Annotated in this window: 12 protein-coding genes; 10 read left to right on the plus strand and 2 right to left on the minus strand. The window is 48.9% G+C overall.

The features are described 5' to 3' along the window. Positions 1-54 precede the first annotated feature (54 nt). The gene (locus AB4124_RS20195) at positions 55-1,665 is read right to left on the minus strand and encodes a YifB family Mg chelatase-like AAA ATPase (RefSeq protein WP_441973995.1); all 1,611 of its coding nucleotides are present in this window, start codon (positions 1,663-1,665) and stop codon (positions 55-57) included. 374 nt (positions 1,666-2,039) lie between these two features. Between AB4124_RS20195 and AB4124_RS20200 the strand changes: the two genes are divergently transcribed. The 3 genes from AB4124_RS20200 (at position 2,040) to AB4124_RS20210 (ending at position 5,510) form a co-directional block, all read left to right on the plus strand. Beyond that, positions 2,040-3,575 (plus strand): ABC transporter substrate-binding protein, encoded by a 1,536-nt coding sequence (locus AB4124_RS20200; protein ID WP_441973996.1) that lies wholly within the window; start codon positions 2,040-2,042, stop codon positions 3,573-3,575. Positions 3,576-3,716: 141 nt separating this feature from the next. Further along, entirely contained in the window at positions 3,717-4,634 is a 918-nt protein-coding gene (locus AB4124_RS20205) for an ABC transporter permease (RefSeq protein WP_441973997.1), read from the plus strand. A 12-nt stretch (positions 4,635-4,646) separates the two neighbouring features. Then, positions 4,647-5,510 carry a carbohydrate ABC transporter permease gene (locus AB4124_RS20210; protein WP_430200206.1) on the plus strand — a complete coding sequence of 288 codons (864 nt, stop codon included), beginning with the start codon at positions 4,647-4,649 and terminating at the stop codon, positions 5,508-5,510. Between the two features lie 38 nt (positions 5,511-5,548). Here the strand turns inward: AB4124_RS20210 and AB4124_RS20215 are convergent, their stop codons facing one another. Then, on the minus strand, positions 5,549-7,135 hold the full coding sequence (locus AB4124_RS20215; RefSeq protein WP_441973998.1) for a helix-turn-helix domain-containing protein: 1,587 nt from the start codon (positions 7,133-7,135) through the stop codon (positions 5,549-5,551). 31 nt (positions 7,136-7,166) lie between these two features. Here AB4124_RS20215 and AB4124_RS20220 point away from each other — a divergent pair, with 31 nt between their 5' ends. The 7 genes from AB4124_RS20220 to hslV all read left to right on the plus strand — a co-directional run bounded on the left by AB4124_RS20220 (position 7,167) and on the right by hslV (position 15,651). After that, positions 7,167-7,514, plus strand: a complete 348-nt coding sequence (locus tag AB4124_RS20220; protein ID WP_441973999.1) for a hypothetical protein — start codon at positions 7,167-7,169, stop codon at positions 7,512-7,514. A 584-nt stretch (positions 7,515-8,098) separates the two neighbouring features. After that, positions 8,099-9,259: an ADP-forming succinate--CoA ligase subunit beta gene (gene sucC, locus AB4124_RS20225; protein ID WP_441974000.1), complete on the plus strand. Its 1,161-nt coding sequence runs from the start codon at positions 8,099-8,101 to the stop codon at positions 9,257-9,259. Between the two features lie 97 nt (positions 9,260-9,356). Further along, entirely contained in the window at positions 9,357-10,286 is a 930-nt protein-coding gene (sucD, locus tag AB4124_RS20230; protein ID WP_071220478.1) for a succinate--CoA ligase subunit alpha, read from the plus strand. A 131-nt stretch (positions 10,287-10,417) separates the two neighbouring features. Continuing rightward, entirely contained in the window at positions 10,418-11,593 is a 1,176-nt protein-coding gene (gene dprA, locus AB4124_RS20235; RefSeq protein ID WP_441974001.1) for a DNA-processing protein DprA, read from the plus strand. 36 nt (positions 11,594-11,629) lie between these two features. Continuing rightward, on the plus strand, positions 11,630-13,729 hold the full coding sequence (gene topA, locus AB4124_RS20240) for a type I DNA topoisomerase (RefSeq protein WP_441974002.1): 2,100 nt from the start codon (positions 11,630-11,632) through the stop codon (positions 13,727-13,729). A 15-nt stretch (positions 13,730-13,744) separates the two neighbouring features. Continuing rightward, positions 13,745-15,079 (plus strand): FADH(2)-oxidizing methylenetetrahydrofolate--tRNA-(uracil(54)-C(5))-methyltransferase TrmFO, encoded by a 1,335-nt coding sequence (trmFO, locus tag AB4124_RS20245; RefSeq protein ID WP_441974003.1) that lies wholly within the window; start codon positions 13,745-13,747, stop codon positions 15,077-15,079. 29 nt (positions 15,080-15,108) lie between these two features. After that, the gene (gene hslV, locus AB4124_RS20250) at positions 15,109-15,651 is read left to right on the plus strand and encodes an ATP-dependent protease subunit HslV (protein ID WP_006211334.1); all 543 of its coding nucleotides are present in this window, start codon (positions 15,109-15,111) and stop codon (positions 15,649-15,651) included. Positions 15,652-15,656 lie beyond the last annotated feature (5 nt).

Consider the following 15,656-nt stretch of genomic DNA (forward strand, 5'->3'; position numbering starts at 1 on the left):
AACTTCCAGTCTTCATAAGTCATCGGCCTGATGACCATGGGCTATTGTCTTTCATCAACGAGTTGTTTCTTCGGCAGTGATATATTGTCGATCCAGCTGACGGTATTGAATCGCTTCAGCGATATGTTGGCTTTGTATTGCATCGGATGCCTCCAGATCGGCAATGGTTCTGGCCAGCTTCAGGATTCGGTCATAAGCGCGCATGCTCAGGCCCAGCGTATCGATTGTCGCTTGCAGGAGCTCTGCCGAGTCCTTGTCCAACACCGCATGTTTCCTCAGGAAGCTGCCGAACAGTTCGCTGTTCCAGCTGAACGGGAGCTGTTTATAGCGTTCCAATTGAATCGTTTGTGCCGCATAGACTTGATCCCGCATTTGCTCGGATGATATAGGTACTGCGCTTCCCGGCCATTCCTTAGGCCGAGGCACGTCTACTTGAAGGTCGATCCGATCCATCAAGGGCCCCGATATTCTGGCGCGGTATTGAGCGATTCGGGTAACGCTGCACGTGCAGCGTTGATGGGGGTGATCACTGCCGTAATAACCGCACGGGCAGGGATTCATCGAACAAGCGAGCATGAAGTGCGCAGGGAAGGTAAATACCGCTCGTGCCCGGCTGATGGTTACTTCGCGATCCTCCAGGGGCTGTCGCAGCACCTCCAGCACATGCCTCGAGAACTCGGGAAGCTCATCCAGGAAGAGAATGCCTTTATGGGCCAGACTGACTTCCCCCGGCTTCGGAATGGTGCCGCCTCCGATGAGCCCGCCAGCCGAGATGGTATGGTGAGGGGACCGAAAGGGGCGTCTTGTCATCAACCCGTCGGATGGCTTTAGCTTTCCGGCAGCGCTGAAGATTTTCGTTGTAGTCAACGCTTCTTGGTCCGCCAGCGGCGGCAGTATGGTGGGGAGGCGTTTCATGAGCATCGTTTTTCCAGTACCCGGGGGCCCAATGAGCAGAATATTGTGCATGCCTGCGGCAGCAATGGTCAGGGCACGTTTGATATGCTGCTGACCGATCACATCTCGATAGTCTTCAAGCTGCTTGCCCCGTAGGCTGTCCACTTGAGTTCCGCTTTGAGTCGTCGACCGATCATATCTGAGCATTGACAGCGAAACGGTAAAGCTTGTAGTTCCCCCAGTTTCACTACGATGGATGTTTTCATCGGGTCCTTCCTGAACAAGCTCCTTTAAATGCTGAAGCCCATAGACCTCGATCCCCCCGATCAATGCAGCTTCCGGAGCATTTTCGCGCGGGAGAATAACCCCGGCATACCCTTCCTTTTTCGCTTGCTCTACCATCGGCAATACCCCTGTGATGGGCCTAAGTGTACCATCCAGTGCAAGTTCGCCCAGGATCAACATTTGCCCGGCCTTCGTAAAGGTCCATTGCTCGCTTGTTAGCAATATGCCGACGGCGATCGCCAGATCGAAGGAAGAGCCCTCTTTGCGCAGATCTGCCGGTGCAAGATTGACGGTTATCCGTTTTAAGGGATAGGTAAAACCGCAGTTTTTAATCGATGCCCGAACCCGCTCAATAGATTCGCGAATGGAGGAATCAGGCAGACCGATGATAGAAGTTTGGGGCAGCCCGTTCGCCAGGTCCACCTCCACCTGGATGACAACGCCGTCAATGCCGTGCAAGCAAGCGCTATGAAGTTTTCCGTACATAAATGAAAGCACCTCATTTCTGATATCAGTGGATTGAATCGTAATAGAACATCCAAGATTCGAAAAGGGTGCTTCCTCATTTTCGTTGGGTGACTCTAGTCCATATTGTAAAATTCCCCTTCCCGACTGTCAATTCGCACTATGCAAGAAACTCCATTCAATAGACAAGGGCCCATCCGTGGTGCGGGATCTGAGCGGTGAATGTACCGTAGTTCAGAAAGTTGCCACTTTTTCAGAATCGTAGCTACAGGCAATAACGGGAAGGAATGTCAATAGTCAACGCACCGGTCCGTAAGTAGAATCAAAATCATAAACGACATGCTGCCTTAAGAGCGGCTGGCGTTACATCATCATACATAAGGGAGAGGGCTCGCGTGAAAATTTGGAACCGAAAGCTGGGGTTGCTGGCATTAGCTGCCATTATAGCCGGCACGTTATTGAGCGGATGCTCAAAAGAAAACGCGGTAAAGGAGGAGAATCATGAAAACGTCGCCTTAGGTAAGGAAGTCACACTAGAGATGATGACTTTCTCTCATACGAACTGGCCGTATAAGGAAAATTGGCCGATTTATAAGTACTTGAAAGAAGAAACCGGCATCTCCTTCAAGGTACAACCTGTGATGAGTGACTACACCACAACGATGAACCTGGCGATATCCTCGGGCGAGATACCGGATCTTATGATGGTCAACAGCCTGAATGCCGCCAACACGCACGGGGCAAGCGGAGCGTTTGTCGACTATTTCGAGCACTTGGATCAGATGCCGAACTACAGGAAGTTTCTCGAGGACCATCCGGAAGTAAAGGCAGCTATTCTGTCTCCCGAGGGGAAGAACTATTTTATGCCGTTGTATGGACTTGAGCAGCAATCCAGGCGGTCATGGCTTTACCGGGACGACGTATTCGAGAAACACAATCTGACGCCGCCGACCACCTACGACGAATTGTACACGGTTGTGAAAAAATTGAAGGAAATATATCCGGACAGCTTTCCGATTGCCGTGTTTAACGGTTTGAGTCCTCTGGTTAATATGGCACCGGCGTTTAACACCAATAGCAGCTATTATTACGATGATGAGAAGGACGAATGGCGCTACGGCCCGACAGAGGACAATTACAAGAAAATGGTTGAGTACATGAATAAGTTTTATGCGGAAGGATTGGTAGCACCTGACTTTATGGCGCATAAACGCAAGCAATTTAACGATCTGCTGCTTCAGAACAAATCGTTTATCGCCAGCGACTATATCGGCATCATGGATGAACTTCCGTTAATGCTTGGGGATAAGGCATCCGAGTTCAGTCTCGATTATATGGTTCCTCCTGTTGGAACTCCGGATGGCAAGTCCCACAATGTATTCGCCGGATTGCAGTCCGACGGCTTTGCGGTGGCGGCAAATTCCAAGGAGCGGGATCGGCTTCTTCAGTACCTCGATTTCTTGTTCTCCCCCGAAGGAATTGAATTGGCAACTTGGGGTAGGGAAGGGGAGACATTCACAACCGAGAACGGGGCTCGCAAATTCAACGTGGATTACAAAGAGTTTGGCGACTTGAGAACCAAGACGGGCATCGCAACAATCGGGGCACATACGGTATTGGATATGACGGCTTACGAGTCCATGTATTCTCCAAAAATGCGGGAAGCGATGAAAATCGCGCCTGACCATGAAACGAAGCCGCAGCCAAGGCTCGCCTATACAAATGAAGAAAATGAAGTGCTGAGCATGGTCGGCGAAACCGTGAAAAAGTTCCATGAGGAGCAGATTGCCAAGTTCATTCTAGGACAGAAACCGATGGATGATTGGGATGCTTACGTGAACGAAGTGAACAAGCTTGGCGTGCAGCAGGTGCTGGATGTTCATAGGAGCGCTTATGAGCGGACGCAAAAGTTCATAAACGAAGCCAAGTAAAAATTATACCTGCACGGATGTTGCCAGATGAGCGCACTGCTTTCCTTTCCCGGACCGGCTTTCGGAAGTATAGGCTGGTCCCGGTCCTTATGGGATGGGGCCTGTAGGTCAGTTTTGATTTCGCTAAGGAGGGTACGTTTTTTGCAAGCACAGAATTCGAGTTTCTTGACGAAAGTGAAGCGGGACAAATACCTGCTGCTGCTTCTTCTTCCCTGTGCACTGTATTACATCATTTTTAAGTATGTTCCCATATTCGGCATTTCGATCGCCTTTATGGACTACAACTTATTTAAGGGGATCACGGAGAGCGACTGGGTGGGGTTCAAATATTTCAGCATGTTTTTTAATACGCCTGACTTCTGGCCTGTTCTCAGAAATACATTTCTACTGGGGTTATATAAGCTGATTTTCGGTTTTCCGGCTCCTATTATTCTTGCGTTACTCATCAATGAGGTGAGCAAATCCTTTTTGAAGCGGTTTGTCCAGACGGTCAGTTATCTTCCGCATTTCATATCCAACGTGGTTGTAGCAGGAATCGCGGTCATGTTTCTGTCCCCGACAGGTGGAGTGGTCAACCAGTTGCTCAGCGCAATTGGAGTCGAGCGGATCAACTTTCTGGTTGAGGCCTCCTGGTTTAGATCGATTTATGTAACGACTGACGTATGGCAGCATATTGGATGGGGCACCATCATCTATTTGGCTGCTTTGACGGCAATCGATCCGCAATTATATGAGGCGGCACAGATGGATGGGGCTAATCGGTGGAAGCAGACGCTGAACATCACACTTCCCGGCATCGCGCCGGCGATCGTGATTATCTTGATACTTGATATCGGAAAAATACTGGAGATCGGCTTTGAGAAAATATACCTGCTCTCGACTCCGGCCACTTATGAGACAGCCGATATTATATCCACCTATGTGTACAGGGTCGGATTAACGCAAGGCAACTACAGTTATGCCACGGCAATTGATCTGTTTACCGGCATCATCAGCTTTATCTTCATTATCGCGGCCAATTCGTTCAGCCGACGAGTCAGCGGAAGCAGCATCTGGTAAAGGAGGAACGTGATGAAACCAAAATGGAGCTGGTTTGACGCGCTCAATGCCTTGATTTTGTCCGGGATTGTGATGGCGTGTCTATACCCGTTTGTTTATATGCTGGCCGTGTCCCTCAGTGATTCCGCATCCATCGCCTCCGGGGAAGTATGGCTATGGCCGAGGGGCTTCAACCTGGATATGTATCAGTATGTGTTCGAAGACGGACGGGTGCTGAAAGGATATAAGAACACGCTGATTTATGTGATTTCAGGAACTGCCATTTCTTTGATTGTAACGGCACTTGGGGCTTATGCGCTGTCCAAGACCAAGATGGTCATGGGCAAACCGATCTTGATGCTAATCGTCTTTACGATGTTTTTTAACGGTGGGATGATTCCGACGTTTCTGGTCGTGAAGGAGCTTGGCTTTGTCAATACTATATGGGGTATGGTGCTGCCCGGAGCGGTAGGCACCTGGAATCTGCTCATCATGCGAACTTTCTTCATGGGTATGCCTCAAGAGCTAGAGGAATCCGGAAAAATAGACGGGTTGTCCGAAATCGGAATCTTCTTCCGGATTGTGCTCCCGCTCTCCAAGCCGGTGCTGGCTACCATCGGATTGTATTATGCCGTCGGGATGTGGAATAATTTCATGGGGCCGCTGCTGTATCTGCGGGATGCCGATATGCAGCCGCTCCAGGTGATTTTAAGAAACATCGTGCTGTCGGGGCAATTGACGGGAACGGATGGTCCGGTTGTAGGCGATATCGTGGTGGTGGAGGATGGCTTGAAATTCGCTACCATTATGGTGTCCACCTTGCCGATCCTGCTTGTCTATCCGTTTATACAGAAGTATTTTGTAAAAGGGGCTTTGATTGGCTCGGTTAAAGGTTAAAGGTTACAGGTTAAAGCGGCCGGCCGCTCACCTGTGTGTTATCGGATCCAGTTGGTTTTCCGGTAATCACCTGGTGTTTGGCCGGTTACTTTTTTGAACATGCGGATAAAGGAAGTGACATTGCGGTAGCCGATCCGGTTGCCTACTTCCTGTATCGGCATATTTGTTGTCTGCAGTAATTCTTTCGCTTTTGTTATTCGAATCGCATTCAATTGGTCGCTGAAGTTGCTCCCCGTTTTCTCTTTAATATACCCTGACAGATAAGTAGGCGACATGTTGAGTTTAGAAGCAAGCTGTTCGAGCGATATTTCTTCAGCGTAATGCGACTCCAGATAATGAAAGACATATTGAATGATATCGTAATGTTCCTCTCGTTTCAGACGGATCGCATGTGCTGCATGGGCGAGCTCGTCGAGAAGGATGTCGCGGTATTGCTCAGGGGTCACGCTGTATGCAAGCTTTTCTGCGTAGTCCGGAAGTGCGTCGATATTGATTTTCAGCAGTTCTACTGTCCTTCTCATGCGGACCGAGACCGATTTGGCAAAGTGGCTTAGTTGATCGGCCGTGGCCTCTTGCCGCTGCAATCGATCCAGGGCGCGCTCAATGAGCGATTGGCAGCTGCTCTCGTTGCCGGCCTGTAAATTCACGTAAAACTCGTGCTCTTGCTCGGCAGTGAATCCTGTTACATCTTCGCGGCGTTCCTTCTCCCAGATGATCTGGGTTTCCTCAATCGGCATGGCTTGTTGCAGGAGCGACATGGCTTCTGCATAAGCCCGGTCAAAATCAGAGGTTTGCTGGAACACGGACGAAACCGCAATATTCACGAGATAAGTGCTTTGATCTTGATCAAAAATCTGTTTGAGCTGACTCAGACACTGCTGCAGCATATCAGATTTTTCTTGAGTGTACACAATGGACAAGATTTGCTTGCCCTCCATCTGAAGGGTGTGGGATAAGGGAAACGTTTCTTGGATCTGCAGCGTGATCATATCTTTGATTTTGCCGGTTGTCCTTGTCATTAAGGCATCAAGCTGACGCGAAGGAACATGCCGGTACCTCAACTGATAAACGATAACCATGAATGCACCCTCGCCGACCCAAAGCTCTTTGGCAGCGGCGGTATCAAGTGCAAAGTTTTTGAACTGGGCCAAATAATGGTAGCTGGTTAAGAGCGGTTTGGTATGGTCCATCCATTCCTTGATGCTCTTTCGTTCATGCTGCAAACCCTTCAGGTGGTTGGAAATAGCGCTGAATTCGGCAATGCTCCCCTGATATAGCTCCATCTCCGCCTGGCCCAGTCCTGTAACCATTCTCTTGAGCGGCCGATTGATTTTGCGGGAAAATACCCAAGATGCGAGAATCCCGATGAGCAGGGTAGCTGCAAATAACAGCACGGCAATCCAGTTCATGCGGCTGATGCTTTGGTTGAGTTCGTTATGCGGAATAATGGAGACGTAGGTGAGGCCGGAGCGGGTGCCCTTTTCGAAAAAGTAATAAGATCCCTTCTCCATCATCCATTCCGATTGGCCGTCCCATTCCGGCAGTGGCTGGGTTTTCACATCCGGGGCTGATTCGAACAGAATTTCTCCCTCCGAGTCCATCAGCAGAAAACGGGAACCGGTCATTCTCGTATGGATAGGAGTCGCTTATGTAGTAATGCTTAAACATGCGGTCATCGTCAACGATGCCATCCCGTTCAAGCAGGAAGGAATGATTCTGGTAGTAGATCATGACATTGTTCAAGTGATAGTAGGGCTGGCTTACCAAGGTCCGGATCTGATCCATCACCATATCCACCTGCAGATAATTGATGCCCTTCTTTCCGCCGGAATCGGCCTGCCTGCTGATATTGCCGACAAATTCATCGTGCTGAAGGTTGAGGAGGAGATTCTTCCAAGTAGAGTATTGTTTCTCAAATTGATCTACGGTATTTCGAATCAGGGTCAGATTATATTTGACAATTTCATTGTTTACATTACGGGAGTAGAATGTCATCGACCATAAATTGTAGGAGGAGAGCAGGAAAATCACGATGAGAAAATACACCAGCATTTTAACAAATAATGAATGCAGTGGAAAAAATGACTTCAACCAACTCATGCTGAATCTCCTTATGAATGCGTTCACTAATCTTTCAATCATTCTAACGGATAGCGGAAAAAGGATAAAGAGTTTTATTTTGCGTCACAGTTTAACTTAAATGAAAAGGGATTTAATGGTATAATAGTAATCGATATACTAATTATTTCGGATAGGAGAGGGAAGCGGGATGACCATATTATGGGGAAATATTATGATTATGCTAGCAGGATTGTTAGGTATTGCCGTTGTCGCATTGGGGATCATTGGATTGATACACTTTGCACGGAAAAACAAATGATTTTTACATATTTCTCCAATTTATATCTGGAAGGAATCATACCCATGCCAAATAGAGTGGATAAACTGTGAACTTTTTAAGGTAAGCGTTTTAAAAACATGTTACAATAGCTTGGGTTTAATATATAAAGGTTGACAGGGTAATCTTTCATAGATTAGTTCCGTGTCAGCCAGCCTTGTTCCAGTCATGTTGATAGGAGGATTCGAGAATGAATATCCATGAATATCAAGGAAAACAAGTACTGAAGCAATATGGAGTAGCTGTTCCGAACGGCAAGGTAGCGTTTACGGTAGAAGAAGCAGTTGAAGCTGCACAATCTTTGGGCAGTCCCGTAACCGTTGTCAAAGCACAGATTCACGCAGGCGGTCGGGGTAAAGCCGGCGGCGTTAAAGTGGCGAAGAACCTGGATGAGGTTCGTGCTTATGCTGAAGAAATTCTGGGCAAGGTGTTGGTGACTCACCAAACAGGTCCGGAAGGCAAGGAAGTCAAGCGTCTCCTCATTGAAGAGGGCTGCGATATTCGCAAAGAGTATTATATCGGTGTGGTCGTTGACCGTGCTACCGGTCGTGTCGTTTTGATGGCGTCCGAAGAAGGCGGTACCGAGATTGAAGAAGTTGCAGCAGCAACTCCTGAGAAGATTTTTAAAGAGGTTGTAGATCCAGCGATCGGACTTCAAACATTCCAAGCGCGGAAATTAGCGTATTCCATTAATATTCCGAATGAACTGGTAGGTAAAGCCGTTCAGTTCATGCTGGCCTTGTATAAGGCATTTGTAGAGAAGGATTGCTCTATCGCTGAAATCAATCCGCTAGTCGTAACCGGTGACGGAAACGTCATGGCTCTCGATGCCAAACTCAATTTCGATTCCAACGCGTTGTTCCGTCATAAAGATATCCTTGAACTGCGCGACCTGGACGAAGAAGACGAGAAGGAAATCGAAGCATCCAAATACGATTTGAGTTACATAGCTCTCGATGGCAACATCGGCTGTATGGTTAACGGCGCAGGTCTTGCCATGGCTACGATGGACATTATCAAGTATTATGGCGGCGATCCTGCTAACTTCCTTGATGTTGGGGGCGGTGCAACAACGGAGAAGGTAACGGAAGCCTTCAAGATTATTTTGTCCGATCCTCAAGTAAAAGGAATTTTTGTCAACATTTTCGGCGGTATTATGCGTTGCGACGTTATCGCTACCGGTGTTGTCGAAGCTGCAAGACAGCTGGGCTTAACTCGTCCGCTTGTTGTACGCTTGGAAGGAACGAACGTAGACCTCGGCAAGCAGATTCTGGCTGAGTCCGGTCTTAATATCGTACCTGCTGATTCCATGGCCGACGGAGCACAGAAGATCGTCTCCCTCGTTCAGTAATATTTCATTCCTGAAGGGGCACGGCACGATGGGCTTCGAAAGCCCTGCCGTGCGGTTGCTTTCATTTTCAAATAACAATAGGGGATGTGAATCAATCGTGAGTATTTTGATCGATAAAAATACAAAAGTTATCACGCAAGGGATTACAGGTAAAACAGCCCTTTTCCATGCAAAAGGCGCCCTGGATTACGGTACACAGATGGTCGGGGGAACTTCACCCGGCAAAGGAGGAACCGAAGTCGAGATTACGCTTGAGAACGGCGAAACCGTCAAATTGCCGGTATACAACACCGTTGAGGAAGCCAAAGCCAAAACAGGCGCAACCGCAAGCGTAATTTATGTGCCTCCGGCTTTTGCAGCCGATTCCATTCTGGAAGCTGTTGATGCCGAGATGGATCTGGTTATCTGTATTACGGAAGGCATTCCGGTGCTGGATATGGTAAAAGTATCCCGCTATATGGAAGGTAAGAAAACTCGTCTGATCGGTCCTAACTGTCCTGGTGTCATTACACCGGGTGAATGCAAAATCGGCATCATGCCTGGCTACATCCATACGCCAGGACACGTCGGCGTTGTATCGCGCAGTGGTACCCTGACATATGAAGCCGTTCATCAGCTGACAGCTCGCGGCATCGGACAATCCTCCGCCGTAGGGATTGGCGGCGACCCGGTTAAAGGGACGGAGTTTATCGATGTATTGAGACTCTTTAATGAAGATCCTAACACCAAAGCGGTTATTATGATCGGTGAGATCGGCGGTACCGCAGAGGAAGAAGCGGCTGAATGGATCAAAGCGAACATGACTAAACCAGTGGTAGGCTTCATTGGCGGCGCAACGGCGCCTCCAGGAAAACGTATGGGCCACGCAGGCGCGATTATTTCTGGTGGCAAAGGAACAGCCAAGGAGAAAATCTCTGTACTTGAAGCTTGCGGTATCAAGGTAGCTCCTACACCTGCTGAAATGGGCTCAACCCTGGTTAGCGTGCTTGAGGAGAAAGGTCTTTTGGAGTCTTGCACGACTCACTAGAACTAGATTCTTATGCAATCCTAGGCTAAGCCTATGGTTATAATTTAAGGTAAGCAACCTTTTATTTCCTGAATAGGAAATGAAGGGTTGCTTTTTTGCTTTTGATTTTATATTTTAAGGAGGTCCCGTTTATGAAGCTGGATAGCTTACTGCTCATCGCATTGCATGAAAGCGAAGGTATCGGATGGAAGACCATTAATCGAATCATATTGAACGGTGAACTGCATCAGGGGCTGCTGTCATATGATGCAAATGATTGGAGAGCCTGTGGTTTATCTGTCGAAAAAGCGAATAAACTGGCCAAAGATTTTTCTTCCGTTGTCGAAAGAAAGCAGATTGATCTTTCGAGTGCGGATGATGTCGGGTTTGGACAACATGAAGCCGGGGTATGGAATTTGACAAACCGTTCAAAAATACGTATTATAACAGCCCTCGATGATATCTACCCGGACATGTTAAAATCTTCACCACAGGCACCCTGGGTACTGTATTGCATAGGCGATCCTCATCTGCTGTCGAGGCCGGGGATTGCGATGGTAGGTACAAGAATGCCTACTGCATATGGGCGCAAGATTGCAACGATGCTATCCGAGGAGTTGGCAGGGGCAGGGTTCATGGTTGTCAGCGGCATGGCCAGAGGCATTGATAGCGTAGTCCATGATACGGCTTTGCGAAGCGGGGGACCGACAGTAGCGGTTCTCGGAGCCGGCATTGACGTGATATATCCACCGGAGAACCGATCGCTGTATGAAGAAATCGCGGCAAAGGGACTTATCATTTCCGAATACCCGCCTGGCACCAAGGCGCTCCCGGGATTCTTCCCGCAGCGAAACCGGATTATTGCGGGACTCACGCTAGGTACCGTGGTGGTAGAGGCGGATGCCCGCAGCGGATCGTTGATTACGGCGGATTTAGCCCTGGAGGCAGGAAGGGACGTGTTCTCCGTTCCGGGACCTCTCACTTCACCCAAGAGTAGAGGGACCTTGGATTTGATCAAGCAAGGGGCCAAGATGGTCACGCAAGCTAGTGATATAATAGAAGAATATGATTCCTGGTTGCCAAAAGTGGCTTCGGATACATACAATAAGGAGCGGCGGGCCCCTCGTCAGGAGCATCCGGATGAACTAGCCGGGTTGACAAATGACGAACGACAAATATACCATATGCTCGAACAGGGTCCCGGGTCGCTGGATGAGATGATCGAGCGCACCCGGTGGGATTTTGGACATTTGCATTCAGTTCTGTTATCTTTAATCATAAAAAAGCAGATTACCCAATTACCCGGTGCTATATATAAGATCATTTAATGGGAAAGTTTGAATGTTGGAGAGGAGGATGAACCTGTGGCGGATTCACTCGTCATCGTAGAGTCGCCTGCTAAGGCGAAAACGATTGGCAAATATCTCGGCAGCAAGTATATCGTGAAGGCTTCGATGGGTCATGTTCGCGATTTGCCGAAGAGCCAGATCGGGGTTGAAGTGGAAAACGACTTCAATCCGAAATACATTACGATCCGCGGAAAAGGTTCTGTCTTAAAGGAACTTAAGGATGCTAGCAAAAAGGTGAAAAAAGTGTACCTCGCAGCTGACCCCGATCGCGAAGGGGAAGCCATTGCATGGCATCTTGCGCATGCATTGGAGCTGGATGATACTCAAAGCCTGCGGGTTGTATTTAATGAAATAACGAAAACGGCCGTGAAGGACGCCTTCAAGACGCCGCGCAAAATTAACATGGATTTGGTTAACGCGCAGCAGGCAAGACGTATCCTCGACCGTTTGGTTGGTTATAAGATCAGCCCTATTCTATGGAAAAAAGTAAAAAAGGGACTCTCTGCCGGCCGCGTTCAATCGGTAGCCGTCAAAATCATTCTCGACCGTGAGAATGAGATAAGCGCTTTCGTTCCGGAAGAATATTGGACCATTACGGCTAAGCTGGCCATTAAAGGATCCGCATTCGAAGCCAAATTCACGCAGCTTAACGGCGCGAAGAAGGAGCTGACCAATGAACAGGAAGTCAATGAAATTCTCGAAGCGATTCGGGATGCTTCCTTCCAAGTCGGCGAAGTAAAAGAACGCGAACGTCAGCGCCACCCGTCTCCACCGTTTACGACGAGTTCCTTGCAGCAGGAAGCTGCACGTAAACTTGGTTTCCGGGCTGCCAAGACCATGTCCGTTGCCCAGCAGCTGTACGAGGGCGTCGAGCTTGGCAAGGAAGGCACCGTCGGTTTGATTACCTATATGCGTACGGATTCCACGCGCATTTCAGGCACGGCTCAAGAAGAAGCGAAAGAATACATCACCGAGAAGTATGGTGATCCGTTCGCTCCGGAGAGCCCGAGACAATACTCGAAAAAAGCGGCCAATGCTCAGGACGCGCATGAAGCGATTCGACCTACATCGGTGCTGCGGGATCCTGAATCCGTGAAGCCGTTCATGAGTCGTGATCAGCTTCGCCTGTATAAACTGGTTTGGGAGCGTTTTGTGGCGAGTCAGATGTCTTCTGCTGTGCTGGATACGCTTTCTGTGGACATTACCGCGGGCAAGACAGTCTTCCGCGCAACGGGTTCGAAGGTTCGTTTCCCTGGATTTATGAAGGTCTACGTTGAAGGCAACGACGACGGGACGACTGAGGAAGATAAATACCTGCCAGAGCTTCATAGTGGCGACATTCTGGAGAAGCAGGATATTGAGCCGAAACAGCACTTCACACAGCCGCCTCCGCGTTATACGGAAGCACGTCTTGTCCGAACGCTGGAGGAGCTCGGTATAGGGCGTCCTAGTACGTATGCACCGACGCTGGAGACGATCCAGAAGAGAGGCTACGTTGCCATCGAAGAGAAAAAATTCATGCCAACCGAGCTCGGTGAACTTGTCATCGAACAGATGGAGCAGTTCTTCCCGGAAATTCTCAATGTGGAGTTTACGGCGAACATGGAAGAGGACCTCGACCATGTGGAGGAGGGCTCCGAAGATTGGGTCAAAGTATTGGCAGAGTTCTATGAATCCTTTGAAAAGCGCCTTGAAGTAGCAGAGGAAGAAATGAAGGAAATCGAAATCGAAGATGAAGTTTCCGATGAGATCTGCGAAAAATGCGGTAAGCCATTGGTGTATAAGCTGGGCAGGTTTGGTAAGTTTCTTGCATGCTCAGGCTTCCCGGATTGCCGGAATACCAAGCCGATCGTGAAAGATATCGGCGTGGCGTGCCCGAAATGCAAGGAAGGTCATGTCGTGGAACGCCGGAGCAAGAAGGGGCGCGTATTCTTTGGGTGTGATCGTTATCCCGAATGTGATTTTGTATCATGGGATAAACCGTCAACGAAGCCATGTCCGAATTGCAGTAGTTTGATGGTAGAGAAGAAGAGCAAGCAAGGCATCAAGCTTCAATGTACTTCTTGTGATTATTCCGAAATGGTCGAGGAACAGGACGATGCAGCAGATTTGTAAGGCATACAGGGGGTAATGACTTTGACAGATTCACAGAGGGTTACGGTTATCGGTGCAGGGCTTGCAGGCAGTGAAGCTGCTTGGCAGATCGCTAGCCGTGGCGTACCCGTTACATTATATGAGATGCGGCCGGTCGTGAAGACGCCGGCTCATCATACGGACAAGTTCGCTGAGCTTGTATGCAGTAATTCGCTTCGCGCGAACGGTTTAACCAATGCAGTCGGGGTATTGAAGGAAGAAATGCGGATGCTGAACTCGCTTGTCATCGGTTCGGCAGACCGTAATTCCGTCCCGGCTGGGGGCGCATTGGCAGTTGACCGCGACGGTTTTTCAGGAGAAATTACGGAAACCCTGCATCAGCATCCTTTAATTGAGGTTGTAAATGAAGAAATTCAGCATATACCTGAAGAAGGCATCGTTGTTATTGCCACAGGGCCGCTGACTTCGCCCGCATTGTCATCACAGATTCGTGAGCTGATGGGTGAGGACTATTTCTATTTTTACGATGCGGCTGCTCCAATCGTGGAAAAGGATTCCATCGATATGAGCAAGGTCTATCTGGCATCCCGTTATGATAAAGGCGAAGCGGCATATCTGAATTGTCCCATGACGGAAGAAGAGTTTGACGCTTTCTATGACGCTCTTATCAATGCCGAAGTCGCTCAATTGAAAGAGTTTGAGAAGGAGATTTATTTCGAAGGCTGCATGCCGATCGAGATTATGATGAAGCGTGGTAAACAAACGGCCTTGTTTGGCCCCATGAAACCTGTTGGATTGGTGAACCCACATACAGGCAAGCTGCCACACGCTGTGGTGCAGCTCCGTCAGGATAATGCGGCAGGTACTCTCTACAACCTTGTCGGTTTCCAGACTCATTTGAAGTGGGGCGAACAGAAGCGGATCATTTCCATGATTCCGGGACTCGAGAACGCCGAAATTGTGCGTTACGGCGTCATGCACCGCAATACGTTTGTTAATTCGCCTAGACTGCTGGAACAAACCTATCAGGTGAAAACACGGCCTAATCTGTATCTGGCGGGACAAATGACGGGTGTTGAAGGATATGTTGAATCGGCGGCATCCGGATTGATTGCTGGAATCAATGCAGCAAGAGCAGCTCAGGGGCAAAAGGGGATTGTATTCCCTCAGGAATCAACCATCGGAAGTATGGCCTACTACATCACCCATGCAGATCCCGATAACTTCCAGCCGATGAATGCGAACTTCGGTCTTCTTCCGAGTCTCGAGAAGCGCATTCGCAACAAAAAGGAAAAAAACGAAGCGCTTGCGAGCCGAGCTCTTGACGGAGTGCGAATATTTATTAATGCTAACGAACTAAATACAATCTAATCTTATTTTCTTAGGGAGGTCTTGCCATCATGGAAATGACTTTTCACGCCACGACGATTTGCGCAGTACGGCATAATGGCACAGCAGCTATTGCCGGCGATGGCCAAGTTACATTTGGTGAAAGTGTAGTCATGAAGCAGACCGCCAAGAAAGTGCGCCGTCTTTACCGGGGACAAGTTGTCGCCGGTTTTGCCGGTTCTGTGGCGGATGCAATTACGTTATTTGAGAAATTCGAAGGTAAGCTGGAAGAGCACCATGGAAACCTGCAGCGTGCCGCTGTTGAGCTCGCGAAGGACTGGCGTCAAGACCGTGTGCTTCGCAAACTTGAGGCTTTGATGATTGTTATGGATAAAACAGGAATGCTCCTGATTTCAGGCGGCGGCGAAATCATCGAGCCCGATGATGATGTCCTGGCCATAGGGTCAGGCGGCAATTTTGCCTTGTCGGCAGGTCGGGCGCTTAAGCGACATGCCGGACATATGGAAGCAAAGGATATAGCCAGAGAGGCGCTTCAGATCGCTTCTGAGGTGTGTGTCTATACCAACAGCAACATTATTGTCGAAGAGCTGTAAGGATG

The organism is Paenibacillus sp. 2KB_20 (genome assembly GCF_052115765.1).
Taxonomy (GTDB): domain Bacteria; phylum Bacillota; class Bacilli; order Paenibacillales; family Paenibacillaceae; genus Paenibacillus_AQ.